This is a genomic window from Vibrio sp. M250220 (assembly GCF_036533795.1).
Lineage (GTDB): Bacteria > Pseudomonadota > Gammaproteobacteria > Enterobacterales > Vibrionaceae > Vibrio.
The window spans coordinates 64,030-87,484 of record NZ_JATABI010000001.1 but is presented as its reverse complement, the minus strand read 5'-3'; the positions used below and the strand labels follow the sequence as shown (position 1 = coordinate 87,484).

The window sequence follows — 23,455 nt, the reverse complement described above, 5'->3', positions numbered from 1 at the left end:
CCGCTTATCTCTGCTCTCTGCCTTCGCGCTGAGAGTGTTTTATTTGATACATCGCTTGATCCGTTTTGATAAGCGCTTCTTTGAACTCCTGTCGCTTGGTTTCTGATTCGATAGGCGCTACCTTCATCAAGGAAGTAAGGAATTCTATCTCCGTCACCACATCATAAGCTTGATTAATAATGAGCAGTAAGAAACCGTTCCTGACTAAATAACTCGTCACTACTCTTTTGGCTAAAAAGAAATAGATAAAGAACAAGATGAATAAGGTATTTGATTCGAACAGTAAATCATGACGAGATTCAATGTTCATTGTGCGACCAAAGTAAGTCGAGATGAGTGTGGCAGCACCGATGAAAGCTAAAGAGAGCAGGATTAGTTGATACTTAACTAGTTTCTCCTTAGAGAAGGGCTTTTGACGCGGGGGATACAAATAAAGCGGCCGGCGCCGCTTTTTAAGTATATAACTGAAAACTAATTTTTGGATTAGTTATCCACTTTTAGTTTCTGGAAGTATTCGTCGTAAAGCACGCTCGCTTCGCCAACTTCATCTTGCCATGTACCGCTGTCCATCACTTCTTGTGGAGGGAAGATGCTTGGATCGTTAGCAAATTCTTTTGGTAGCAGGTCATGCGCTGTCGCTACAGGAGTAGGGTAACCAATCTCAAGTGCAATCTTAGCGGCGTTCTCTGGACGAAGTAGGAAATCGATCATTTTGTGTGCAGCATCAACGTTTTTAGCGCCAGCTGGAATCGCTAAGCTATCCATCCAGAAAACGGTGCCTTTTTCTGGCCAGATGATATCGATTGAAGCGCCTTCTTCACGCGCCATGTATGCACTGCCGTTCCAAAGCATGCCAAGTGATACTTCACCTGCTAGGTATGGGTTTGCAGGAAAATCAGAGTTAAAAACTAATACGTTTGGCATTAGCTTTTTCAGTTCTTGGTAAGCAGCTTCGATCTCTTTTGGATCGGTTGTGTTTGGTGAGTAACCTAGTTTGGTTAGGGCAATATGGAACACTTCGCGAGAGTCATCCATTAACATTAATTGGCCTTCCCACTTGCTGTCCCAGAAATCGTCCCATTTTGTGACTGACGACTTGTCTAGCATATCTGAGTTGATGCCAATGCCCGTTGCGCCCCAGATATAAGGGATAGAGTAATTGTTGTTTGGATCGAACGGCTTGTTAAGGAAGTTAGTGTCTAGATCACTGAAATGAGACAGTTTAGTTTTGTCGATTTGTTGAAGCATGTCTTCTTTGCGCATTTTTGACACGAAGTAAGTAGACGGTACTACTAGATCGTAACCAGAACCCTGGGTCTTAAGCTTGGCATACATGCTTTCGTTAGACTCGTAAGTCGAGTAGATAACTTTGATCCCAGTTTCTTTTGTAAAGTCTTCAAGAACTTCATTTGGAATGTATTCAGACCAGTTGTAGAAGTAGAGTTCTTGATCAGCAGCCATTGCAGGAGTAGCGATCAAAGTCGCTGCGCACAGTGCGCTTGCATAGAATTTACTTTTCATTATGTTTCCGTTTTTCTTTGCTTAATCAGCATAAGACCCATCCAAGCCAAGCAATGAGTTAACTTTCTTGTCAGGACAACAAGAGATACAAAACGGAATTATATCAGCCCAAGACCAAAATAGGCAGCCAAGGCTGCCTATTTTCATAATTTTCGCTGACTTATTGACCAGCTTTAAGTTTAAGGAAGTATTCCTCGTACTTAACCGTCAAGTCACCCACTGAATCTTGCCACTCTACGCGGTCAAGATCTTCTTGAGAAGGGAATAGTGGAGCGATGTCTTTGAACTTCGCGTTAGACTCAGCAACGGCTGTCAGATAACCTGTGTCACGAGAAATCTGCTCAGCAATTTCTGGACGTAGTAAGAAGTCGATCATCTTATGTGCCGCATCTACGTTTTTCGCACCAGAAGAAATAGCAAAGTTATCAACCCAACCGATACCGCCTTCTTTAGGGAAGACAAGTTTAAGGTTCATACCTTCGTTTTGAGCTGCCGCTGCGCTGCCATTCCAAAGCATACCAACGCCAACTTCACCTGACATGTAAGGAGCACCTGGGTTATCAGAGTTAAAGACCAATACGTTTGGCATTAACTTTTGAAGTTCCGCGTACGCTTCATCAATCTGTTTAGGGTCAGTTGAGTTACCAGAGTAACCTAACTTGCGCAGAGCGATGTGGAACACTTCACGAGTGTCATCCATTAGCATTAGCTGACCTTCAAGCTCTGGGTTCCACAGATCCGCCCAGCTTTGAAAATCGTTCGCGTCGTACATGTCAGTGTTTACCGCAAGACCAGTAATCGCAACAACGTGTGGAATAGAGTAGTCGTTGTTAGGATCGTATGGCTTATCTAGGTAATTTTTATCAAGGTTGTCGAAGTTTGACAGCTTAGATTTGTCAATCTTCTGCAACATACCTTCGTCGCGCATTTTTGCTACGAAATACGTCGAAGGTACGACTAGGTCGTAACCTTGATTATGAGTTTTTAGCTTCGCGTACAAAGTCTCGTTTGACTCGTAAGTCGAGTAGATAACTTTGATACCCGTTTCTTTGGTAAATTGCTCTAGGATATTACTGTTGATGTAAGGACCCCAGTTCATAAATACCAGTTCTTTGTTTTCGTCCGCTGCCACTGAACCAGAGAACAGAGAAAGCGCACATGCACTACCAGCTAATAGAGTAGCCCATTTCTTCATTGACGTTAGCTCCAAACCAAACGTAGATAGAAAAACAGAATGGCTTAACCCATTCTGTCTCGTTTTAAATACTGAATTACTTCACTTTTTCTCTAGCCAATAGCTGTGATGCTACGACTAGAACAAGTGAGACAATCAGCATTACTGTTGCTAAGGCATTCACTTCCGGTGATATGCCGACTTTGACCATTGAATAAATTTTCAGTGGCAAAATTTCATAAGTTGGTCCTGTCACAAACGAGCTGATGATCACGTCGTCTAGTGAAAGGGTGAAACTCAATAGCCAACCCGCCGCAACGGCCAGTTTAGCCAGTGGCAAAATGATCTGTTTTAAAATGGTCCATTCACTGGCACCCAGATCTTTCGCCGCTTCAAGCATTTTTACGTCAAAGCCGTTCAAGCGACTGTAGACGGTGACTACCACGAATGGCAGACAGAATGTAATGTGAGCAATCAACAGGGTGAAAAAGCCCAATTGAGCGCCAAGCACCAAAAACAAGGCCAGTAACGAGATTGCCATGACGATATCTGGAGACATCATAACAACAAACAGCATGCCATTAACTGCGCCTTTACCCTTAAACGAGTAACGGAATAGGGCAACGGCAGTCAAACTGCCGATAATTGTAGCAGCTGTAGCAGAAAAGATGGCGACATTTAGTGAATGCCAAGCAGCCTGCATTAAACTGTCATTGTTGATCAGCGTCTCATACCATTTAGTGGTAAAGCCACCCCATTTCATTCCAAATTTGTTGGCATTGAATGAGTTAACAATCAACACCACGATTGGCAAATACAAAAATGCATACACCAATGTCATAAAGCTAAATCGAACAGTACGTCCCATCAGTCTAGCTCCACTTTCTTATTCAATAATTTACCCGCTCTGTAGTAGGCGTAGAGCATGATTGCCATCGCAATGGTCAGTGCAATACTTGTGGCTGCGCCAAACGGCCAATCACGAGCGTTAAGCACTTGGCTCTTAATCACGTTACCAATCAGTAGATTCTTCGCTCCACCCAGTAGATCCGATATGTAGAACATACCGAGAGCTGGCAACAGCACCAACAAACAACCCCCGATAATGCCAGGCATTGTTAGCGGTAGAATAACTTTTGTGATGGTCTGAAACTTGTTCGCACCTAAATCTTTCGCTGCTTCAATGTATGTGTTGTCCAACTTCTCAATAGCCGAGTAGAGGGGCAAAATCATAAAAGGTAATAGGATATAGACTAAACCAATCATCACTGCCGTCTCTGTGTACATAAGACGAAGTGGCTTATCAATAATGTCCAGCGCCATGAGCGATTGGTTTAGAATACCTTGAGTACCCAACACAATTTTAAGTCCGTAGGTTCGGATAAGTGAGTTAGTCCAAAATGGAACAATCACTAGAAACAGCATAAATGGACGCCATTTCTCTGGCATCTTAGCGACGATGTAAGCAAATGGATAACCAATGACTAAACACAGTAACGTCGCAATAATAGCCATGTAAAATGAGTGCAATAGCACTTTGGCGTACAACGGATCAAGCAATCGGAAATAGTTATCGAGAGTAAACGTCATCTCGATTAGATTTGCTTCATCGCGAGTCAGAAAACTGGTGCCAATAATCATTACGTTTGGCACCAGCACAAACAGTGTTAGCCAACCAACAATTAAGGCAATGATTGCGTTCTGAAGGCTAAGCTTCTTGGCTTTCATCGAGTACTACCTCCCAGCTTTCAACCCAAGTGATAGCGACTTTTTGACCTAATGAGTGATCCACATCTGGATCATCTTCATTGAAGAACTCGCTGACCATCACACGCATGCCAGATGCCAGTTCAATGACAGAATCTAACGTCATACCTTTGTAGGTACGCTCAGTAACGTGACCAACGATACCTTCTTGTTCTGATTCTTTAATCTCTTCGATACGTAAATCTTCTGGGCGAAGTAGTACTGTTAGTTTGTCACCAGCTGACGCTTCTTTTTCGTAGTATACAACGGACTCTACGCCTTCAATTTCAGCTCGAACGCGTTTTTCGTCAAGGCGCTCAATCATGGTGGCGTGGAACACGTTGATCTCGCCGATAAAGCGTGCAACGAATAGATTCTTAGGTTCTTCGTAAATCTCACGTGGTGAACCGTCTTGCTCGATAACACCGTCGCGCATAACGATGATGCGATCTGACATCGATAATGCTTCTTCTTGGTCGTGAGTAACGAAAATAAAGGTAATACCTAACTGACGCTGTAATTGTTTTAACTCAATTTGCATCTGTTTACGCAGTTTGTAATCAAGTGCAGATAGGGATTCGTCAAGCAAGAGGACTTTTGGCTTGTTCACTACGGCGCGAGCGATAGCGATACGTTGCTGTTGACCTCCTGAAAGCTGATGAGGCTTACGCTGAGCCATTTTTTCTAGGCGAACCATACGTAACGCATCCATCACTCGAGGCTCGATTTCAGCTGCATTGACTTTCTGCATGCGGAGACCGAAAGCGACGTTTTCAAACACCGTCATATGGGGAAATAGTGCATAACTCTGGAAAACAGTGTTTACGTGCCTTTGCTCTGCAGGAACTTGAGTTACATTTTGGTTGTCTAGAATGATCTGACCATTGTCAGCGCTTTCAAAACCAGCGATCATTCTTAATACGGTTGTTTTACCACAACCAGAAGGGCCCAAAATCGTTAGAAACTCACCATGATTAACATCAAGGTTAAGATTTGCGATGATTTCCTTACCATCGAAACTTTTGCTAATTCCAGTAAGACGAACTACTGGTTGTCCTGCATTTTGTTTAGCGTTCAACGTCTGTTTTTCTCCCACATTGGTCATTTAAAGTGACTTAACTGAATGACCCGTAGTTACACAAATTAGAGGCGCGCATCATAATCATCAAAAGTGTGAATTCAAAGCATTTTCTTATCCTGAAACACAAAAAATTTTGTAGGCTTAAGTAAACATTCCTTACCATACTCTCTATATATGGGTAACGGCTTGCAGATAAGGGTTATTTTTCTTTGCCTTAGAGTAAGATAAATGCAATTAGATGACGCATTAGTGGCTAATTATCATCCAAACAATTGAGAAAGCAAGCTCATCATTGAGATTCGATTTTAGACCGCTTAGTGTTGCAGTATAATAGCCGAAATTTTCTATTAACAAGTTGGCTGGAATGAACGTACAACTGGCCACTGGATTCAAGAATGAACAACGACATTGAAAAAGACTTCAATTTGGGCGGTAGCGTAGAGCGAGCTTTGTCCGGCGACTATGACCTTAAAGCAGGAGACGTGTTTAAGGAAGCATGGCAACATACCGTTAAAAACTTCCTTTCATTTTCACCTTCGATCATTATTTTGATCGCCTTACAACTGGCGATTTTCTACATAGCACTAAAGCTGCAACTGGGTAACCCTGGTATCATTATTGATGCTTTTACGAATCAAGAGGCATTTGATCCAAGTATCTTCAACGCCATCATGATTGCTAACTTTAGCTATGAAGTCATCAGCGCGCCTATCTATGCGGGGATTAGTTTAATGGCGATGAGCCACGCTGCGGGCCTTGCCACCAAACCACGCCATATTGGTAAAGGGTTGCAGTATACCGTACCTGTCATTCTGGCTACACTGTTCAGTTTATTACTACAAGGTATCGCAGGAATGATATTTCCGTTCCTATCTTTGTATTTGTCGCTGGCATTCAGTAACTCGATTCTTTTAATCTGTGAGAAACAAGTTCCCCCAATGCAATCACTGCTGCTTTCTCTGCGTGCGGTGAACAAAAAGATATTTGCTCTGGCGGGAATCTATATCGTTGTGTCGATTATGTTTGTGCTCGGCATGATGTTTTACGGCTTAGGTCTAATATTTGTGTTGCCGTTTTTCTTCCATGTTAAGGGGATTATTTACCGCAACATGTTTGGCATCAAACTAAAAATCATTGCCTCAGACCGACCAAAAGGAGAAGATGATAATGACAACGATCCACAAGTGTTCAATGCGTAAAAGTGAATTTATAGCGATTGCTATTGCGAGTATTATTGCGAGCTGTTCTCTTTATGGGTGCGAACAAAATGCCGCAGAAGAACGCGAAAAAAAGAGTGTGGCAGAGGTTGCAATAGAGATGCAGCAGAAGGTTAAGCCGTCAGCTGTTGGTAGCGCGCCTAATTTTGCTGCCATCACCGATGTAAAACAAAAGAAGCAGGCATTCTTTGACTACCTTCGACCTGGTATCGCACTCGAAAACCAGAGAGTGAGAAACGAGCGTCTGCGCTTAGACTCAATTCAGCAGAACTACTTGCAACAATCGCTCGACGATGCGGATAAGTCTTACGCGCAGAGTTTAGGCAAGCTCTACAATGTTGAACTGCCTTCCGATGGAATATCGCAACAGTGGCTCGACGATATGCTTCACCGTGTCGACGTCATACCTGAAGTTCAAGGCGCAAATGAATCGGCTTGGGGCACTTCACGTTTTGCCACCGAAGCCAATAACTACTTTGGACAATGGTGTTATCAATCAGGTTGTGGGCTTGTCCCTCTTCAACGTGGCGACGGCATGACCCATGAGGTGGCTAAGTTCAGTTCAGCTCAGCAGTCGATTCACGGCTATTTTATGAACGTCAATCGCAATAACGCTTATAAAGAGCTGAGAGAAATTCGTTATCAACGACATCTTGCCGGACAAAGCTTGACTGATACTGAGGCTGCAATGGCGCTGTCCAATGGATTACTGAAGTACTCTGAACGAGGTGAGGCCTACATCAACGATTTACAAAGCATGATCAGGCACAATCAGAGCTTCTGGGAAGATCCGATTGTCAAACAATAAGTATATAATTTCATGAAGAAAGTAACGTCAATGATTTTGGCCGCAGCGCTAACGGGTGCGGCTGTTTTACCTGCTCAAGCTCAAGAATACATGTTCACCTACTCAAAGCTCTACTCACACATGAAGCAGAATGCGAAAGAGGGACATGATGATGTAAAAGTAGGGTTCTTCTTCCTTAACGCTAATACCAAACAATTGTGTAATATCGAAAAAGCCTGGATGGAGAAAGAAGAACACTACGAAGACCTTAAGGTTTCGCCACATAACGAAGTGATTGTTCCTCTAGACGATAACTTACGATCGGCTAACCCTTTGGTTTTTGTCCATACGCCGATGGATATGCGCTGTGACTTTTCTATGGTCGTGATGACCAAACAACCAATGAGTGACAATGTCACGTACGATCAGGTAAAAGTTCTCCTGCCACAAATGCAGGCTATTTTAGAGCAGTTAGGGGGCATGTTTGCTAGTTGGTTCACACCTGATGTCGAAGGTGTGACACTTGAGTTTGCAGACAAACTCAATTCAAAAATCGTTTTTTCTAACGGTAAATTAAAACCCATTATTGATGGTAAAGTTCAAGTCTCTCTAGATGATATTGGTGAGGGAGGCTTTATGACCTTGCCGCAAGAGACAGCGCGTGTGCTGCCGTACTTGCCTAAAGCAAAATGAAAAAAGGGTCGCATTGCGACCCTTTTTATTCGGATTAGATGTTGGTGACATTAAGCTGAAGGCTTGGATCAAACTCGTGAACCATATCTGGGTCTTGAACAGTCTGAGTTGGCATTTCTTCTTTATCGAAACCAATATCACCACCGTTGATTACACCAGAGTTTTTGTCGATCGATTTGAAATCAAATAATTCGAAGTCAGCAAGATGGCTTGGTACGACATTTTGCATTGCACGGAACATCGTCTCGATACGGCCAGGGAAGCGTTTGTCCCAATCATTGAGCATCTGCTTGATGTTTTGACGCTGCAAATTAGGCTGTGAACCACAAAGGTTACATGGAATGATAGGGTATTCACGCATCTCTGAATATTTGATGATATCTTTTTCGCGGCAGTATGCGAGCGGACGAATGACAACGTGTTCGCCATTATCTGATACCAACTTAGGAGGCATTCCCTTCATTTTTCCGCCATGGAACATGTTCAAGAATAGAGTTTCTAGAATGTCATCACGGTGATGGCCTAATGCGATTTTCGTCGCACCGAGTTCGTTAGCAGTACGGTAAAGGATGCCACGGCGCAAACGAGAGCAAAGTGAACAGGTTGTTTTGCCTTCTGGGATCTTGTCCTGAACGATTGAGTAAGTGTCTTCTTCGACAATTTTGTACTCAACGCCGAGAGATTCAAGGTATTCAGGAAGAATGTGACCTGGGAAACCAGGCTGTTTTTGGTCAAGGTTAACTGCAACTAGCGAGAATGAAATCGGCGCGCTCTTTTGTAAGCTCATTAGGATATCAAGCATAGTAAAGCTGTCTTTACCGCCAGATAAACACACCATGATACGGTCACCATCTTCAATCATGTTGAAGTCTTGGATCGCTTGGCCTGTATTACGGCGAATACGCTTTTGTAGCTTGTTAAAATTATATTGTTGAGCTTTAGTACGCTCTTGAGTTTGCTCGGTCATTAGCTTGCAGTCTTCATCAATCTTCAAAACAAAATGAAGTGCGTATGATACGGATAAATGGAACAGATGCTAGATCTATTCAGCGGAGAACAAAAAAAAGTCCCCTCAAAGAGGGGACGGAGAGAGGCTTTGCACTAGATAGCGGTTTTTGGATCGAGCGGGCTGATATAACCTTGTGGTTTCAACGCCATCACATCACAATTAATCTTATCGATCACGTGCTCTGCCGTGTTACCAATAAAGACGGCTGACAATCCTGTTCTACCCGTTGTGCCAATGATAACCATCGCAGCATTGAGTCGCTCAGCGGCCTCAGGAATGATGTCTTCAGGCAATCCTTGTTCTACAACGGTTTGTTCTTCGTCATAACCGTGTTTCTGACGCAGAGCTTTCATCGCAGTAAGGTGATGTCCACGTACCGCGTCGGTATAGGTCGCTGGATCGAATTCTGGTAACTCAATCGTAATGTTTGCTGGAGTAACAGGGTACGCATTGACCAGATAAGGCTTCGCGCCTAACCGCTCAGTCAGACTATTGAGCTGTTCTACCATGGCATCGTTTAGACCAAGGTGGGTATCGTTCTCTGAACCAACGTGAACTGAAGCCAAGATGCTTGAATCTTCGGGCCAATCAGCGTTCTTCACTAGCAGAACAGGGCATGGACATTTACGTAATAGATGCCAGTCGGTGGGAGTGAAAATTACAGACTCCAGCACATCGTGTTTACGTGTCCCCTTAATAACAATGTCGTGTTCGCCGGCAAATACCTCAGCAATAATCGCCTCATAAGGGCGGTTGTGCCATACCACGCGAACATCGAAGTCGACGTCGTCATTAATGTAATCTTTGGCGATTTTACGCATCCATTGTTCGCGTTGCTGAATGACTCCACGACGCATTGCGTCGCGTTCATCGACAGATAACATGGACGTCATGTCATAGGAAAAATCGTAGATAGAAAGAAAGAAGGTTACCCGGCTTGGAGATCGACTTTTCGCTGCAAGTTGCATAGCACGAGCTAAGGCTGGCTGTTCATCTTTATTAATGTCAGCAACGACCAAAATCTTATTGTAGATACTCATATTGACTCCTTAGAGACGAGGAGGGCATATGATTAATGTAGCTTAGTTGGACGTAGAGTTTTAGAAATAATTGGAGGAATGTAAGAGAAGTTTGATGTAGCTCATCATCATGCTGAAAAACGAGCTACATCATTGAAAATTATTATGATTCTTTTGAAACGCCCGCCAATTCCATAAGCGCATCGTGGTTAAGAATAGTAATGTATTTACCCTTAACACTTAGAATTTCTGACTTTTGGAAACGGCCCAAGAGACGAGAAATCGTTTCGACGGTAAGTCCAAGATAGTTACCGATATCACCACGAGTCATGGTAAGACGGAATTCACGTGGACTAAAACCACGTTGAGAGAAACGAGTAGAAAGGTTGTACAAGAATGCAGCTAAACGCTCTTCGGCATTCTTCTTCGATAGCAGAAGAATCATCTCCTGATCGCCTTTGATTTCGTTACTCATCAAACGCATGATTTGCTGACGTAATTTCGGCATTTTACCTGAAAGGTCATCAAGGATCTCGTACGGAATTTCACAAACCATCGAGGTTTCTAGCGCTTGAGCAAAGCTAGGGTGCAAATCACCAGTAATTGCATCAAAACCTACTAGGTCACCCGCTAGGTGGAAAGCAGTAATCTGCTCATCTCCTTGTTCTGTGATGGTGTAACTTTTGATCGTACCTGAACGGATTGCATAAAGAGATTTAAGGTCATCTCCTGCTTTAAACAATTCCTGTCCTTTCTGGATTGGCTTTTTACGCTCGATGATCTGATCGAGTTGATCGAGTTCAGATTCATTGAGCGTAAACGGAATACAAAGCTGACTGATACTACAGTCTTGACAGTGGATTGCACAACCACCAGATTGAATGCGCTTTGTTGCAGGCTTTTCAGAAATCATAACAACCTTTCACTATTTGATATACATCAATATTTTAGCACCCATTACGACTAAAGGATAGTGGAAAAAAGCGCATAAAAACAGCCGACTAAAAACTAATGTTAAGTAAAGACAGTGCACCATAGCCTGTATATAGGCCATAGGTTAAGATAGTAAATGCAACAATGTGACGGAATATATCAGAGTTTTGCAGCTTATGGAGTGAGGTCGCTGCATGTCCTACAAGTAGCATCGCGGGTAGGGTTCCGGCCCCAAATGCTAGCATAACTAACGCACCGTTGAGTGCACTTCCGGATACGGCTGACCATGTTAACGTTGAATACACGAGTCCACATGGAAGCCAACCCCAAACAAATCCAAATGGAAGCGCATGGAGTGAAGATTTCAGTGGCAACAAGGATTTACCTGCGGGGGATATAAATCGCCAGATAACTTGGCCAAGTTTTTCGATGTGAAGTAAGCCTTGCCACCAACGACCAATGTAACAGGCCAATAAAACCATAAATAGCGCAGCGGCAAGTCTTAACCAAATCAATGCATCGTTAACTTGGCTAACTTGTGAAATTGTCGAAAAGGCGCCACCTACGATGGCGCCAATGACAGCGTAGCTAATTAAGCGACCACTGTTATAGAACAACGGAACCCATTTCGATGGTTGCGATTGTCCCATTGTCAGCATGGACGCGATACCTCCACACATTCCCATGCAGTGGCCAGCGCCCACAAGGCCAATGAAAAAAGCACCTAACCAATCAATGCTCACTTAGGCGGGTTCTCTTTACGTTCGTCTTCATCAAACAAAATGTTATGACCTTGACGCTCAAGATCTTCAAATTGCTCACTTCTTACCGCCCACAGAAAGACCGCAACAGCGACACAGACCAGCACGATAGCAATAGGGATGAGGATATAAAGGCTTTCCATCTATTTACCTTTTTCTTTGAGCAAGCGTAGAGAGTTAGATACTACAATAATTGAGCTCGCAGACATACCGACAACTGCAAAATAGGGGGCAACAAATCCCGCAACTGCAAGTGGCAGGATCAGAAGGTTGTAACCAAGCGACCAAGCCAGGTTTTCGCGAATGATCTTACGTGTTTGCAAAGCCAGTTCACGAGCGGCCAAAATTCGGTCAAGCCTGTCACCGAGTAACACCATGTCTGCGGAAGCTTTGGCGACGTCAGCACCACCGCCCATTGCCACCGATAGATGAGCGCCGGCAAGCGTAGGAGCATCATTAATGCCGTCACCAATCATCATGGTAATGTCTTTGGCGTCAACATTAGTGAGATAATTCAGCTTATCTTGTGGTTTTGCACCTGCAACCACGTCTTGAATACCAATTTTACTCGCGACAAGGTGCGCGTTTTCACTGGTATCGCCAGTCAAAAGCGTAATTTTGACACCCGAGCGCTGGAACTTCTCTACAAACTCTTTTGCTTCAGCACGTATTGGGTCGCGGTAACTAAATGTCGCAACATGAATGCCGTCTAAGGACAGATAAACCGAATTCGCTTGTGCGAGCTTTGTTTCACCCAACACATAGTGTGCACTACCGATTTTAACCACAGAACCTTGATAACGTCCCTTAATCCCTGAACCGATCACGTTTTCTACGTCATCGACGATAACGTTGGTATCGGCGTATTGTTTAAATGCGCGAGCAATAGGGTGGTTAGCGCGAGACTCTAGTGACGCGGCAATAGCTAAAACTTGTTGTTTATCGTGTTCACCGTACACATCCACTTCATTGATCTCGATATCGCCATGGGTAAGTGTCCCTGTTTTGTCGATAATGAGATGGTTCACCTTACACAAAGTTTCGAATACATGACTTTTACGCAGCAAGATGCCGAGGTTACCCATTCTGGATGTCGCACATGTCAAAGCGGTCGGCGTAGCAAGCGAAAGCGCGCACGGACACGTCGCAACCAAAACTGATAACATGATCCAAAACGCGTCATCTGGGCGACTTGAGTGCCAGAAAAACCAAGTGCCTGCGGCAATAATGAGGATCACCGCTACAAAATAGCGTGCAACAATATCAGCGATCTCTGCAATTTTTGGCTTAGATAGCTGCGCTTCATCCTGAAGACGAACAATATTCGAAATCATTGAATCGGCTTTTGAAGAGGTCACTTCAAGCTCGAACGATTCTTCACCGTTTAATGTCCCTGCAAACACATAGTCGTCCACTTGTTTGACCATAGGTAAAGACTCACCTGTAAGCATGGATTCGTCGATGTGGACGCGTCCAGAAATGATCTTACCGTCTGCAGGAATATGTTCACCGGGGAGAACACGGATCTGGTCACCGACTTTCAACGTTTTCACCGGTACTTGGTCACCATTTAACTTGTTCGCAATCGCAGGGATTAACTTCAACAAGTTTCCACTCGCAGCCGCAGCCTTACGACGTGCGCGCATTTCCAAGAAACGACCAACCAATAAGAAGAATGCAAACATCGAAATAGATTCGAAGAACACTTCTCCTTTTTCCGTCACTGTGGCGACTAAGCTGGCGAAATAGGCGAAGATCATGGCAATGGATACAGGGACATCCATACCGAGTGTACGGCTGCGAATACTTCGCCACGCGTTGATATAAAACGGCAAAGCAGAGTAGAGCATCACTGGCGTGGCAAATATTAGACTCACCCAGCGGAAGTAGTTTTTAAACTCGGGCTCTAAGTCGCCGAAGACTTCTAGGTAGAGCGCAACCGCGAGCATCATAACCTGCATCGTTGCCAAGCCTGCTATGCCTAAACGATACAGATACTGCTTCATCTGTTGATGATAAGCGGCCTCCTGCTTATCTGCTTCAAATGGTGCAGCTTTATAACCTAACTGATGGATTAACGACAACAGTTCACTAAGACGAACCTGAGTTTTGTCCCAAGCCAACAAAGCACGGTTTGTGGTTGTATTGACACGAATAGAGACCACACCCGATTTGTTTGATACCTGTTTTTCAATCAACCAGGCACAAGCTGCACAAGAAACCCCATCAAGCGAGAGAGTGACCTCGGAACAATGTTCGCTATTGCGAACAAACTCTGACTGAACATCATCATTGTCGTAGTGAATTAATGCTTGTAACTGTTCAGGAACGAGATCTGCTTTTTCGGCAGGTGCGGTGCGATATTGGTAGTACGAGACTAAACCGCTATCAACGATCGTTTGAGCGACAGTCTCACAACCTGGGCAACACATTTCTCTGATATCACCCAGAATCTCTACTTTATAGTCCGTGTTGACTGGTACTTCTTCACCGCAGTGGTAACACGATTTACACATAAGCTATTAGTTCGCTAGTTGTACTGGAGTCGAGGATGGGAAAGTGACGCGCCCTTGTAGTAGCCACTGTTGATCATGCGGCGTAAGTTCAATAAACCAAGGTCCTTGAAGCTCTTGATCTAACTTAAAGCGATATTGTCCGCTCGCATCAGATGTAAGTAGTCGGCTAAAGTCACGGTCCGGTAGTGTACGGTGGGCAAACATGGCCGTTATAGCTGGATAGTGATCAAGTTGACCTTTATCAAATTGAATCACAACTTCGTGATCTTGAGAGAATGCAGCCGCGCTGAGACCGAGCTCTTTTGCCACATTCAGTTTAGAGATATCGATATTGATGCCTTTGCCTTTTTTATAGTAATCCTCAGTCACTAATGAAACAGAGTTCTGTGAGAAAACGATAACTGTAATGATCGTCCATACAACAACGGTGAGTGGCAGAATGATTAGGAACCACGGCCAGAACTGCTTATACCAAGGCTTTACCATAAAAAAGTTCTCAATGAAAAAAATGAAAGATATTAGGGCTTTAACTGTAAAGGAAAGACAGCCCCTTAAAAAGGGGCTGTTATTGAAATGTTACTTATTATCTGAGTTGCTCAAGCTCCAAACGTAAGCTGAAACTAGCTGAACTTTGTCTTCGCCTAGAATATCTTTCCAAGCCGGCATTACGCCAGAACGACCGTTCATAACTGTTTCAGTTACATCCGCGCGAGAGCCACCGAACAACCAGTCTTGGTCTGTTAGGTCAGGAGCACCCACTGCTGGGTTACCTTTACCGTCAGTACCGTGACACGCAGCACATACAACAAAACGTGCTTTACCTGCTTCAGCTTCACGTGCATTCACAGAACGACCAGATAGGCTTAGTGTGTAGCTCACAACTTCTTTCACACCTTGCTCACCTAGAGCATCCTTCCATGAAGGCATTTGACCGATACGACCATTCATTACTGTCGAAACGATAGCCTGAGGTTCACCACCGTACAGCCATGCATCATCAGCTAGGTTAGGGAAACCTTTCTGACCACGAGCATCTGAGCCGTGACATTGCGAACAGTTTTGCAGGAACAAACGTTGGCCAACTTTAACTGCTTCGCCATCCGCAGCAATTTCTGGGATAGGGCGCAATTCAGATGAACCATCTACGTAAGCAAGTTTCTTAAATGCTTCACCAAAGTAGGCTTCTGCATCGTCTAACTCTTTTGCGTATTGAACTAGATGCTTGTTCTCTTGTGATGCAGCGATAGAAGCTTTTGACTCTTCGATAGAGCGAACAGTCTGGTCAGAACTCTGCCAACCTAGGACGCCCTTGAAGTTACCTAGACCCGGGTAAAGAGTCAGGTAAATCGCTGCAAACACAAACGTACCAACAAATAGATAGGTCCACCACTTAGGTAGTGGGTTGTTCAACTCACGAATACCATCGTATTCGTGACCCATATCTGCACCTTCTTCAACGCCCATTTTATCTTTAAGGCACCAATAAAGGACTGCAGCACAGCCGAGCAGTGTACCGACTGTAATGATGATTATCCAAAGACTCCAAAATGTAGTCATTGCTTAGTCACTCCTTGTTCTTTTGAAGGTGCTTGCTCTTCATCAGCGAATACAAGGTTAGCGGCTTCGTCAAAACGAGACTTGCGGCTTTTACCGTAAGCCCACCAAACCACACCAAGGAAGCTCACGAAAAGCACTATGGTCCAAATACTGTGAATAGTACCAATGTCCATATTTACCACCTTAATTACTTCATTGCGTGACCAAGAGACTGAAGGTAAGCGATGATGGCATCCATCTCAGTTTTACCTTCTACATCTTTAGACGCATTTGCGATCTGCTCGTCAGTGTATGGAACACCAAATTGATCACGGAAAATAGTCAGTTTCTTCTGAGTGTCCTTACCATCAAGAACGTTCTCTTCAAGCCATGGGAAACCAGGCATGTTTGACTCAGGAACCAACTCACGAGGATCAATTAGGTGTACACGGTGCCACTCGTCAGAGTAACGACCGCCCACGCGTGCCAGGTCTGGACCTGTACGCTTAGAACCCCATAGGAATGGGTGCTCATACACACTTTCACCAGCAACAGAGTAGTGACCGTAACGCTCTGTTTCAGAACGGAATGGACGAATCATCTGGCTGTGACAAACGTTACAACCTTCACGGATGTAAACGTCACGACCTTCCATTTCAAGCGCAGTGTAAGGACGTAGGTTCTCAACTGGCTCAGTAGTTTGTTTCTGGAAAATTAACGGAGTGATCTCAACAAGCGCACCCAGGCTAATAGCAAAAACGATAAGAATCGCGAGTAAACCGACATTGCGTTCAACAATTTCGTGGCGATTGTTAGAATTAGAACTCATTCTTTAAATCTCCTTATGCCGGCTGAGGGATAGCTTTTAGGCTATCTTTTGGCGCTGTTACCGTCTTGTACGTGTTGTATGCCATTAGGAACATACCCGCTAGGAAGATGAAACCACCTAAGAAACGTACGAAGTAGAATGGGTAAGACGCTTGAACTGACTCAACGAAGCTGTAAGTCAATGTACCGTCAGAGTTAACTGCACGCCACATCAGACCTTGCATAACACCCGAAATCCACATTGCAACGATGTACAGTACAGTACCGATAGTTGCCAACCAGAAGTGCGTATTGATTAGGCTAACAGAGTACATGCGCTCTTGACCGAATAGGCGAGGAACTAGGTGGTATACCGAACCGATAGATACCATAGCAACCCAACCTAATGCACCAGAGTGTACGTGGCCGACAGTCCAGTCTGTGTAGTGAGACAGTGCGTTAACTGTCTTAATAGACATCATTGGACCTTCGAACGTAGACATGCCGTAGAACGATAGAGACACGATTAAGAAACGTAGGATAGGGTCATAACGTAGTTTGTGCCATGCTCCTGACAGTGTCATGATACCGTTAATCATACCACCCCAAGAAGGAGCGAATAGAACAAGTGACATCACCATACCTAATGACTGAGTCCAGTCCGGAAGTGCAGTGTAATGTAGGTGGTGAGGACCTGCCCAAATGTACAGGGAAACCAATGCCCAGAAGTGAACGATAGACAGACGGTAGGAATAAACTGGACGTTCAGCTTGCTTAGGTACGAAGTAATACATCATACCTAGGAAACCAGCCGTCAGTAGGAAACCTACTGCGTTGTGACCGTACCACCACTGTACCATCGCATCCACTGCGCCCGAATAAATCGAGTACGATTTACCCATCGAGACAGGGATTGCCATGCTGTTTACGATGTGAAGTACCGCAACAGTGATAATAAAGGCACCGAAGAACCAGTTTGCTACGTAGATGTGAGAGGTCTTACGGGTAATCAATGTTCCGAAGAACACGATCGCATAAGAAACCCAGACAACTGCGATGGCAATATCGATTGGCCATTCTAGCTCAGCGTATTCTTTACCAGAGGTAAAACCTAATGGCAGAGTAATTGCTGCTGCTAAAATAATGGCTTGCCAACCCCAGAAGGTGAAGGCGACAAGAGGGCCACCAAATAGACGAGTTTGACAGGTACGCTGAACAACATAATAAGACGTTGCGAATAGGGCACTTGTACCAAACGCGAAAATAACCGCATTAGTATGCAGAGGACGTAAGCGACTGTACGTCAACCACGGCGTATCAAAGTTTAGCTGTGGCCAAACTAATTGAGCGGCAATCAAAACACCAACAGCCATGCCAACAATACCCCAGAGAATAGTCACTAAGGTAAACTGACGAACGACTGTATAGTTGTAGTTTTGTTCAAGCTGCTTTTCTTGGCTCATTTGCATGCTTCCAATTTCTAATTAACTACACTTTACTTCCAACACGACACATGTCGTAATGCCACCCAAACCGTTAAGAAAATAGAACCTATTCAGTCGGTTAAATATTCTTGCCGATTTTAAAAAAAGTGGCATTTTCAGCCGCCAACTATACTGCATTTAACAATTCAATGACAGAGTAGTAACCTTACAGTCGGTCAGGTTTTGGCCTTTTATTTTAAAACTTTGAAGTTTGTTACACGGAGAACCCCTTAAATGGCAGCTGAAAAACTGACGCGCGGACGTTTTGTTCAAATAATCATCATGTTAACCCTACTATTTACAGCGTTTATTTGGCGGACGATCACATTCAGCGAAGGGGAAATAATCGATTGCAGATTGAAAACAAACTGTACTTTTACTGTTAACGGCAACGAATTTGCCGCCAAGCGCACAAAAGATCGCCTATTGATTAACAAGCCAACAACGGATTTGAAAATTATTTCGCCTGATAATTCAGTTAAGGTGCTTGAAGATGTAAACACTTGGGTAATCGAAGCTGAAAAATTAGAAGATTTAGAATTAAACATCGTTGGTAATACACGCGAACGGATAGCCACAATACGATTCTAACCACCGTTTATAGTGTACTTGGAAACCATTCTTAATTTGAAGGCGTCGTCTCAGACCGAAGCGGCGTAATCAAGCTAAAAACAACCAACTGGAATTTGGTCATTAGCAAAGAAGCTAATAATCAGTAAATTAATCTTTGATTATCTTACTGATTATTAGGTATTTTATGGTAAATCAATTATGTTGAATAACTTAGGCGATAAACGCAGTAGAGTAAGTCAAACGGGGCAATGGCTTAGCTGTATCATGTATATCATTTAACATAACGTACATAATACGCACTAAGGGGTGGGTTTTTGCCATACTTATCAATGACTTGGTTTTTCAGTAAAAATGGGTATTTTGCGTTTTCTAACATTTTGTATTGGTTCCAAAAACGGACTTAAAAGGATTATCGACTTGTCGTACGCTCGGTGCCGTTCCTTACTCAGTTTGGTTAAGAGCGGATTTGGTTGGTTGATGGCGATTTTTTCATGTTCAACCGATCACCGTCAAGCAGCGCTTACAACTTACCAAGTTCACTTGTTAAACCGCTACATTGAGGCTAAGATGACCTATATAAAGACCCATTTAGAGACCAATTGTATGACTACTCGTATTTTGGCCGATGTAGCGGCCAGCATCACCGAATTAAAGGCTAACCCAATGAAAGTGGCCACCAGTGCTCATGGCGAGCCTGTTGCCGTGCTTAACCGAAATGAACCGGCCTTTTATTGTGTTCCTGCCGAAGCGTACGAAATGATGATGGACAGACTTGAAGATCTCGAGCTACTTGCGCTAGCCAAAGAGCGTGAGTCTGAAGAGAGTATCTCGGTAAACATCGATGACTTATAAACTCGATTTCAAAAAGAGCGCACTCAAAGAATGGAAGAAGCTCGGCGCGACCGTACAGCAACAGTTCAAGAAAAAGCTGGTCGAACGCCTGGAAAACCCGCATGTGCCCGCTTCCAGGCTGTCTGGTGGTGATAACCTGTATAAGATCAAACTGCGTCAGTCTGGTTACCGTTTAGTGTATAAGGTCGAAGACGATGTCATTATTGTCACGGTGCTCGCGGTCGGAAAGCGCGAGCGCAGTGATGTTTACCGTCAAGCAATCAAACGCCTGGATGATTGATGACGCTGAATAATGTTTCTATGGGGATTGGTGAGCCAGTATAAAAAACGCCGCTTATGCGACGTTTATGGATTCGGGGAGATTTGGCGGGGGTTTGTGGTGATTATCAGCACATGGAACGGCTTGTTCGTGATGTTTTAGACAGCCAGTGAAAGTGAGTCGAATTTATGCTTATTCGATCTCAACTTGCGTTCGATCTTCTTCACTGATTCACCAGTCTCAATCGCTGTGGAGCTGGCAACAGAGCGAAAGATCATCGCTTGAGTCACTCTTTTCTTCTTTTCATCTTTCATAAGAAATTACCGATTCGTATCACTAAGTGCATGTTTAGATCCTATAACAACAACCTCGGATTATCAACGTAAAGAGCTACGGCAGGCATATTATGAAATACTGAAGTGAGCACGGATACATATTAACGTGGCGATTGAACCACGTGAGAAGTGGACAACGTTACTTTGAAACTAAACCACACTACCGTAAATACAAAACCCAACAATGGAATGAAACATGCCAGGCGTTGGGTATGACTCTTAAATGTAGTATGTGTTTGCTAGATGAGTTGGTTGGACAATCTCATTGCACCATATTTCAGAAAAATATTTCAGAAAATATTTCAGAAAATATTTCCGTTAATATTATAGAGATCTGACAACAACGAATGACATAATTACTCTTAAATTGTTTGTCATGTGTCTGAACTATATGACTTTTACAAAATATACTGGAGACGTATTTTCAGGAAAAGTCGACACAATTGGTGCAGCTTCAACATCCCATGTAAAAAACGTTTGCTTGTTGCAAGCAGTACAAGTTGCAGCATATTCACCGTTAACTTGAAATACTCCATTAAGAGTTGCCTGATATTTCGTGCCACATTCTTTGCACACTACATTAGTTAACGCTGATTCAGACTTAGCTATTCGATGGTGTAGCCCTTTTTGAGCTGGCCGTTGGCCTTGCGCCCTTTTCTGCTTCGTTTAGCCATGTTTGTCCTCCAGTTGTCGGATCCGTTGTTCTTGGTCTTGTTGGACTTTCTTGATCCAGTTGATGTCGGTTTTGAGCGCGGCGATGGTGCCTGCGCTCGAGACCAGGCCTGTGATTAAGGAAATGAGCAGTGCTTCCAATAGTCCCATCATTTACCCCTGAACTTGTTTGAGAAGAATTCAAGCAGGTAGCGAACCATGGCACGCATGCCGAGGGTATCGATGACAACCGCGCCAACCACATACCAGTACGGTTCTGGGATGTTCTGCAGGGCTGCGAAGCCTTGTTCGACGTAGGGTGCGTAATCGGGAATAAAGGATAGGATCAGCGGAATAAATACGACGAGCAGGATAAATTCGTCTTTGTAGCCCCGCTCTCGGATACTGACTTCATCGAGACTACTGACCTGCTCTTCCCCTTGTTGAAGTCTGCGCACCCTCGCCTGATGTTTCTCCTGATCTAGTTCGTCTTTGCGCAATAAAGCCTCGGATTTATTGCGGTTATACTGCCTATAAGTTTCGAGTCCACCATTAAACAGACTGACAAGAGCGCCGAGCTGGCTAGTTTTAATAATCGTAACGGCATGAAATAATCGTTATGGCCTGCTCATCGACTCATCGACGTCACAAACCAGTCGATTGGTATCTTCAATTCTGCGTGACCAGAATCCAACTGAGTTTTCTTTTAACGGCTCTGGTTTACCAATGCCTTCAAACAGAGAACGCTTTACGTCGATAATGAGCTTGTTGATACGCTTGAGGGTTTTCTTGTCTTGGTCTTGCCAATCAGATCTCGCTGGGTGATTTCCCCCGCTCGATACTGTGCGATAGAACGGTTCAAGTGATCTGCATTTTGCTGTGAGCGCGGCTTTAAGGCCATTTCTAGACTCGGTAAATAACACCCCCACATACCTGGGCTAATCGCTAGTCATACAGCTCCGATACTTGCAACGGATCAAATGGTTTATTGAATGGCTTGGTCTCTAAGAGAATTTGAATTTGACGCAAATCTATACTCTCAAAGGCATCTTGTTGCTCTCTATGTCGAAACACCTTCTTAATTGTTAGCCAATCATCCAGTCGTTGAGAGTCGCCTGTTTCTGCTACATATGCTAGCAACGTTCGGCTATATTCGGCTTCTTCTTCCGCGATGCATGTATCTTTTTCTGCTCACTGCTCAGTTCATTAAACCATGGTGAGGCCACTTCTTGCTTTTCAAGCGGCCGTCGCATTTGAGCACATTGCTCCACTTTAAGGTTTAAGTTATCGTAAGCCTTTAGCATGTTGATGCGCAGGTGATCAGACCAACTCATGGCACCGGCTGGTAAAGTAAGGAGCATGAATAATGCAGTGACATATTGTTTTCTATAACGCATTGTAAACACAGGTCCAAAACTCCTTTTCTTTTCCCATCGATAGCGAAGCCGTATTGTAAGCGATCTGTTCTAATCGAGCTCTGCGAATTGGATCAACAGACTTCAGTGCTTGAGCAAAAAGCTCCCAATCATAGAACACAGCTCACTGGTATTACGGCGTATCGATTTCACATGATGTTTCGCTGTCATCTACCGTTAACAGGCGCATTTCAACACATCGGTTCAATGATCTGCTTTCTGGCGTCATGTTCGATGTTATAGGCTTTGATGCACCCTCGCCCTTAGTCTCTATTTGCTCAGGAAGTATTTCCTTTCCTTCAAGCCACATTGCGACGTTAGTCGATGACGCAGATGGTAAACGTGGTACGGAACTTCCCAGAGTAAATGCGGCGCTCAACAATAAGGTATGGCTGTTGTAATTACCAATTTCATCGATGTACTGGTATCCACCAGAAACCTTAAATTTATCGTTAACCCAATAAGTTAAGCCTGTTTCAACCATCGGGGATACGTCTTTTAGCGTACTTTGGCTTTTTTTCGAATCCCAATATGCGACGCCGAGCCGAGCATAGATACTGTAGTTATTTGACAGAAAGTAGTCGTACTTAAGCGCACTCTCGACAATTGAGGCGGTGCTCGTGCTTTCGGTATCTAAAGCTCCGCGCTGTTGAAATACAATGTCCCAACTATACATTCGATTTAACTCAAGTCCGCCATAGATACCTTGCATTGTTCCATTTGAAGCTTGCCCATTTGACGTATCGACAGGAAATTGGTATGCGTCATTTTGACCAATGAATGGTGAAAGTGGGTAGCCGTTCTCCTCAGCTTGTGATGATTCGAATACTAATAGAGAAGCCAAAATTAATAGGTAGTATTGTTTATTGAGCATATTAATTTAATTGCGTGAATACGTTCACTACAGATTAATTATTTATCGATGATGCTGTGTTTCAGATTTGAATCATTCCTTGATAAAAATTACAACGTAACAATAACTTCAACCCTGGAAAACTTGGGGTTGATAAGCTAAAGATAGGGATTTCTTAACTAAATGTTTAGTTATAGTGCCTTATGTGAGTGGTTTTTAATCAAGACACTGCT

The 23,455-nt window shown here is 43.8% G+C and carries 28 protein-coding genes and 1 pseudogene; 6 read left to right on the top strand and 23 right to left on the bottom strand.

The window, feature by feature from the left end:
• Positions 1 to 4: 4 nt before the first annotated feature.
• From QTN94_RS00385 to potA, 6 genes are all read right to left on the bottom strand, one after another.
• Positions 5 to 310 carry a hypothetical protein gene (locus tag QTN94_RS00385; protein WP_331416297.1) on the bottom strand — a complete coding sequence of 102 codons (306 nt, stop codon included), beginning with the start codon at positions 308 to 310 and terminating at the stop codon, positions 5 to 7.
• Positions 311 to 483: 173 nt separating this feature from the next.
• Positions 484 to 1,521, bottom strand: a complete 1,038-nt coding sequence (locus tag QTN94_RS00380; RefSeq protein WP_331416296.1) for an extracellular solute-binding protein — start codon at positions 1,519 to 1,521, stop codon at positions 484 to 486.
• Between the two features lie 160 nt (positions 1,522 to 1,681).
• Entirely contained in the window at positions 1,682 to 2,716 is a 1,035-nt protein-coding gene (locus QTN94_RS00375; RefSeq protein ID WP_269376471.1) for an extracellular solute-binding protein, read from the bottom strand.
• Positions 2,717 to 2,792: 76 nt separating this feature from the next.
• Complete coding sequence (gene potC / locus QTN94_RS00370) at positions 2,793 to 3,563, bottom strand: spermidine/putrescine ABC transporter permease PotC (RefSeq protein ID WP_331426506.1); 771 nt, start codon at positions 3,561 to 3,563, stop codon at positions 2,793 to 2,795.
• A complete protein-coding gene (gene potB, locus QTN94_RS00365) occupies positions 3,563 to 4,423 on the bottom strand; it encodes a spermidine/putrescine ABC transporter permease PotB (RefSeq protein ID WP_138971897.1) in 861 nt (286 codons plus the stop codon). Before potB ends, potC begins: the two co-directional genes overlap by 1 nt.
• A complete protein-coding gene (gene potA, locus QTN94_RS00360; protein ID WP_331426558.1) occupies positions 4,404 to 5,537 on the bottom strand; it encodes a spermidine/putrescine ABC transporter ATP-binding protein PotA in 1,134 nt (377 codons plus the stop codon). Before potA ends, potB begins: the two co-directional genes overlap by 20 nt.
• Positions 5,538 to 5,917: 380 nt before the next feature.
• Between potA and QTN94_RS00355 the strand changes: the two genes are divergently transcribed.
• The 3 genes from QTN94_RS00355 to QTN94_RS00345 are packed head-to-tail and all read left to right on the top strand — an operon-like array spanning position 5,918 to position 8,219.
• The gene (locus QTN94_RS00355) at positions 5,918 to 6,721 is read left to right on the top strand and encodes a hypothetical protein (RefSeq protein WP_331426505.1); all 804 of its coding nucleotides are present in this window, start codon (positions 5,918 to 5,920) and stop codon (positions 6,719 to 6,721) included.
• Positions 6,714 to 7,547: a glucosaminidase domain-containing protein gene (locus QTN94_RS00350; protein WP_331426557.1), complete on the top strand. Its 834-nt coding sequence runs from the start codon at positions 6,714 to 6,716 to the stop codon at positions 7,545 to 7,547. Before QTN94_RS00355 ends, QTN94_RS00350 begins: the two co-directional genes overlap by 8 nt.
• Before the next feature lie 12 nt (positions 7,548 to 7,559).
• The gene (locus QTN94_RS00345) at positions 7,560 to 8,219 is read left to right on the top strand and encodes a DUF2987 domain-containing protein (protein ID WP_331426504.1); all 660 of its coding nucleotides are present in this window, start codon (positions 7,560 to 7,562) and stop codon (positions 8,217 to 8,219) included.
• A 34-nt stretch (positions 8,220 to 8,253) separates the two neighbouring features.
• On the opposite strand, the gene ttcA is transcribed toward QTN94_RS00345, so the two are convergent.
• The 11 genes from ttcA to ccoN all read right to left on the bottom strand — a co-directional run bounded on the left by ttcA (position 8,254) and on the right by ccoN (position 18,263).
• Positions 8,254 to 9,186: a tRNA 2-thiocytidine(32) synthetase TtcA gene (gene ttcA / locus QTN94_RS00340; RefSeq protein ID WP_269376474.1), complete on the bottom strand. Its 933-nt coding sequence runs from the start codon at positions 9,184 to 9,186 to the stop codon at positions 8,254 to 8,256.
• Between the two features lie 134 nt (positions 9,187 to 9,320).
• Positions 9,321 to 10,268, bottom strand: coding sequence for a universal stress protein UspE (uspE, locus tag QTN94_RS00335; RefSeq protein WP_331426503.1), 948 nt, complete (start codon positions 10,266 to 10,268; stop codon positions 9,321 to 9,323).
• Between the two features lie 142 nt (positions 10,269 to 10,410).
• Positions 10,411 to 11,160, bottom strand: a complete 750-nt coding sequence (locus QTN94_RS00330) for an FNR family transcription factor (protein WP_138971892.1) — start codon at positions 11,158 to 11,160, stop codon at positions 10,411 to 10,413.
• Between the two features lie 88 nt (positions 11,161 to 11,248).
• Complete coding sequence (locus QTN94_RS00325; RefSeq protein WP_331426502.1) at positions 11,249 to 11,923, bottom strand: sulfite exporter TauE/SafE family protein; 675 nt, start codon at positions 11,921 to 11,923, stop codon at positions 11,249 to 11,251.
• Positions 11,920 to 12,084, bottom strand: coding sequence for a cbb3-type cytochrome oxidase assembly protein CcoS (ccoS, locus tag QTN94_RS00320; protein WP_138971890.1), 165 nt, complete (start codon positions 12,082 to 12,084; stop codon positions 11,920 to 11,922). Before ccoS ends, QTN94_RS00325 begins: the two co-directional genes overlap by 4 nt.
• On the bottom strand, positions 12,085 to 14,457 hold the full coding sequence (locus QTN94_RS00315; RefSeq protein ID WP_331426501.1) for a heavy metal translocating P-type ATPase: 2,373 nt from the start codon (positions 14,455 to 14,457) through the stop codon (positions 12,085 to 12,087).
• 6 nt (positions 14,458 to 14,463) lie between these two features.
• A complete protein-coding gene (locus QTN94_RS00310; protein ID WP_331426500.1) occupies positions 14,464 to 14,943 on the bottom strand; it encodes a FixH family protein in 480 nt (159 codons plus the stop codon).
• A 90-nt stretch (positions 14,944 to 15,033) separates the two neighbouring features.
• Positions 15,034 to 16,014, bottom strand: a complete 981-nt coding sequence (ccoP, locus tag QTN94_RS00305; protein WP_331426499.1) for a cytochrome-c oxidase, cbb3-type subunit III — start codon at positions 16,012 to 16,014, stop codon at positions 15,034 to 15,036.
• Positions 16,011 to 16,187, bottom strand: a complete 177-nt coding sequence (locus QTN94_RS00300) for a CcoQ/FixQ family Cbb3-type cytochrome c oxidase assembly chaperone (protein ID WP_006878898.1) — start codon at positions 16,185 to 16,187, stop codon at positions 16,011 to 16,013. Before QTN94_RS00300 ends, ccoP begins: the two co-directional genes overlap by 4 nt.
• Positions 16,188 to 16,201: 14 nt before the next feature.
• Positions 16,202 to 16,822, bottom strand: a complete 621-nt coding sequence (ccoO, locus tag QTN94_RS00295; RefSeq protein WP_006878897.1) for a cytochrome-c oxidase, cbb3-type subunit II — start codon at positions 16,820 to 16,822, stop codon at positions 16,202 to 16,204.
• Positions 16,823 to 16,835: 13 nt separating this feature from the next.
• A complete protein-coding gene (ccoN, locus tag QTN94_RS00290; RefSeq protein ID WP_171052191.1) occupies positions 16,836 to 18,263 on the bottom strand; it encodes a cytochrome-c oxidase, cbb3-type subunit I in 1,428 nt (475 codons plus the stop codon).
• 255 nt (positions 18,264 to 18,518) lie between these two features.
• Between ccoN and QTN94_RS00285 the strand changes: the two genes are divergently transcribed.
• From QTN94_RS00285 to QTN94_RS00275, 3 genes are all read left to right on the top strand, one after another.
• Positions 18,519 to 18,875: a hypothetical protein gene (locus QTN94_RS00285; protein ID WP_331426498.1), complete on the top strand. Its 357-nt coding sequence runs from the start codon at positions 18,519 to 18,521 to the stop codon at positions 18,873 to 18,875.
• Positions 18,876 to 19,460: 585 nt separating this feature from the next.
• Positions 19,461 to 19,709 carry a type II toxin-antitoxin system Phd/YefM family antitoxin gene (locus QTN94_RS00280; RefSeq protein WP_239944600.1) on the top strand — a complete coding sequence of 83 codons (249 nt, stop codon included), beginning with the start codon at positions 19,461 to 19,463 and terminating at the stop codon, positions 19,707 to 19,709.
• Positions 19,699 to 19,989 carry a type II toxin-antitoxin system RelE family toxin gene (locus QTN94_RS00275; protein ID WP_331416273.1) on the top strand — a complete coding sequence of 97 codons (291 nt, stop codon included), beginning with the start codon at positions 19,699 to 19,701 and terminating at the stop codon, positions 19,987 to 19,989. Before QTN94_RS00280 ends, QTN94_RS00275 begins: the two co-directional genes overlap by 11 nt.
• Before the next feature lie 137 nt (positions 19,990 to 20,126).
• Here the strand turns inward: QTN94_RS00275 and QTN94_RS00270 are convergent, their stop codons facing one another.
• The 6 genes and pseudogenes from QTN94_RS00270 to QTN94_RS00245 all read right to left on the bottom strand — a co-directional run bounded on the left by QTN94_RS00270 (position 20,127) and on the right by QTN94_RS00245 (position 23,243).
• Positions 20,127 to 20,282: a hypothetical protein gene (locus tag QTN94_RS00270; RefSeq protein WP_331416272.1), complete on the bottom strand. Its 156-nt coding sequence runs from the start codon at positions 20,280 to 20,282 to the stop codon at positions 20,127 to 20,129.
• 687 nt (positions 20,283 to 20,969) lie between these two features.
• Positions 20,970 to 21,128 carry a hypothetical protein gene (locus QTN94_RS00265; protein ID WP_331426560.1) on the bottom strand — a complete coding sequence of 53 codons (159 nt, stop codon included), beginning with the start codon at positions 21,126 to 21,128 and terminating at the stop codon, positions 20,970 to 20,972.
• Positions 21,125 to 21,547: a hypothetical protein gene (locus tag QTN94_RS00260; RefSeq protein ID WP_331416343.1), complete on the bottom strand. Its 423-nt coding sequence runs from the start codon at positions 21,545 to 21,547 to the stop codon at positions 21,125 to 21,127. Before QTN94_RS00260 ends, QTN94_RS00265 begins: the two co-directional genes overlap by 4 nt.
• Positions 21,543 to 21,727, bottom strand: a pseudogene (locus tag QTN94_RS00255) (Txe/YoeB family addiction module toxin). The gene QTN94_RS00260 and the pseudogene QTN94_RS00255 overlap by 5 nt, the downstream one beginning before the upstream one ends.
• Positions 21,728 to 22,087: 360 nt before the next feature.
• On the bottom strand, positions 22,088 to 22,360 hold the full coding sequence (locus QTN94_RS00250) for a hypothetical protein (RefSeq protein ID WP_331426497.1): 273 nt from the start codon (positions 22,358 to 22,360) through the stop codon (positions 22,088 to 22,090).
• A 142-nt stretch (positions 22,361 to 22,502) separates the two neighbouring features.
• On the bottom strand, positions 22,503 to 23,243 hold the full coding sequence (locus QTN94_RS00245; protein ID WP_331426496.1) for an outer membrane beta-barrel protein: 741 nt from the start codon (positions 23,241 to 23,243) through the stop codon (positions 22,503 to 22,505).
• Positions 23,244 to 23,455 lie beyond the last annotated feature (212 nt).

Bases quoted from the DNA above. Each gene is read 5' to 3' on its own strand.
- QTN94_RS00385 (WP_331416297.1), bottom strand. From the start codon at position 310: ATGAACATTGAATCTCGTCATGATTTACTGTTCGAATCAAATACCTTA.
- QTN94_RS00380 (WP_331416296.1), bottom strand. From the start codon at position 1,521: ATGAAAAGTAAATTCTATGCAAGCGCACTGTGCGCAGCGACTTTGATC.
- QTN94_RS00375 (WP_269376471.1), bottom strand. From the start codon at position 2,716: ATGAAGAAATGGGCTACTCTATTAGCTGGTAGTGCATGTGCGCTTTCT.
- potC (WP_331426506.1), bottom strand. From the start codon at position 3,563: ATGGGACGTACTGTTCGATTTAGCTTTATGACATTGGTGTATGCATTT.
- potB (WP_138971897.1), bottom strand. From the start codon at position 4,423: ATGAAAGCCAAGAAGCTTAGCCTTCAGAACGCAATCATTGCCTTAATT.
- QTN94_RS00355 (WP_331426505.1), top strand. From the start codon at position 5,918: ATGAACAACGACATTGAAAAAGACTTCAATTTGGGCGGTAGCGTAGAG.
- QTN94_RS00350 (WP_331426557.1), top strand. From the start codon at position 6,714: ATGCGTAAAAGTGAATTTATAGCGATTGCTATTGCGAGTATTATTGCG.
- QTN94_RS00345 (WP_331426504.1), top strand. From the start codon at position 7,560: ATGAAGAAAGTAACGTCAATGATTTTGGCCGCAGCGCTAACGGGTGCG.
- ttcA (WP_269376474.1), bottom strand. From the start codon at position 9,186: ATGACCGAGCAAACTCAAGAGCGTACTAAAGCTCAACAATATAATTTT.
- uspE (WP_331426503.1), bottom strand. From the start codon at position 10,268: ATGAGTATCTACAATAAGATTTTGGTCGTTGCTGACATTAATAAAGAT.
- QTN94_RS00330 (WP_138971892.1), bottom strand. From the start codon at position 11,160: ATGATTTCTGAAAAGCCTGCAACAAAGCGCATTCAATCTGGTGGTTGT.
- ccoS (WP_138971890.1), bottom strand. From the start codon at position 12,084: ATGGAAAGCCTTTATATCCTCATCCCTATTGCTATCGTGCTGGTCTGT.
- QTN94_RS00315 (WP_331426501.1), bottom strand. From the start codon at position 14,457: ATGTGTAAATCGTGTTACCACTGCGGTGAAGAAGTACCAGTCAACACG.
- QTN94_RS00310 (WP_331426500.1), bottom strand. From the start codon at position 14,943: ATGGTAAAGCCTTGGTATAAGCAGTTCTGGCCGTGGTTCCTAATCATT.
- ccoP (WP_331426499.1), bottom strand. From the start codon at position 16,014: ATGACTACATTTTGGAGTCTTTGGATAATCATCATTACAGTCGGTACA.
- QTN94_RS00300 (WP_006878898.1), bottom strand. From the start codon at position 16,187: ATGGACATTGGTACTATTCACAGTATTTGGACCATAGTGCTTTTCGTG.
- ccoO (WP_006878897.1), bottom strand. From the start codon at position 16,822: ATGAGTTCTAATTCTAACAATCGCCACGAAATTGTTGAACGCAATGTC.
- ccoN (WP_171052191.1), bottom strand. From the start codon at position 18,263: ATGAGCCAAGAAAAGCAGCTTGAACAAAACTACAACTATACAGTCGTT.
- QTN94_RS00285 (WP_331426498.1), top strand. From the start codon at position 18,519: ATGGCAGCTGAAAAACTGACGCGCGGACGTTTTGTTCAAATAATCATC.
- QTN94_RS00280 (WP_239944600.1), top strand. From the start codon at position 19,461: ATGACTACTCGTATTTTGGCCGATGTAGCGGCCAGCATCACCGAATTA.
- QTN94_RS00275 (WP_331416273.1), top strand. From the start codon at position 19,699: ATGACTTATAAACTCGATTTCAAAAAGAGCGCACTCAAAGAATGGAAG.
- QTN94_RS00270 (WP_331416272.1), bottom strand. From the start codon at position 20,282: ATGAAAGATGAAAAGAAGAAAAGAGTGACTCAAGCGATGATCTTTCGC.
- QTN94_RS00265 (WP_331426560.1), bottom strand. From the start codon at position 21,128: ATGATGGGACTATTGGAAGCACTGCTCATTTCCTTAATCACAGGCCTG.
- QTN94_RS00245 (WP_331426496.1), bottom strand. From the start codon at position 23,243: ATGCTCAATAAACAATACTACCTATTAATTTTGGCTTCTCTATTAGTA.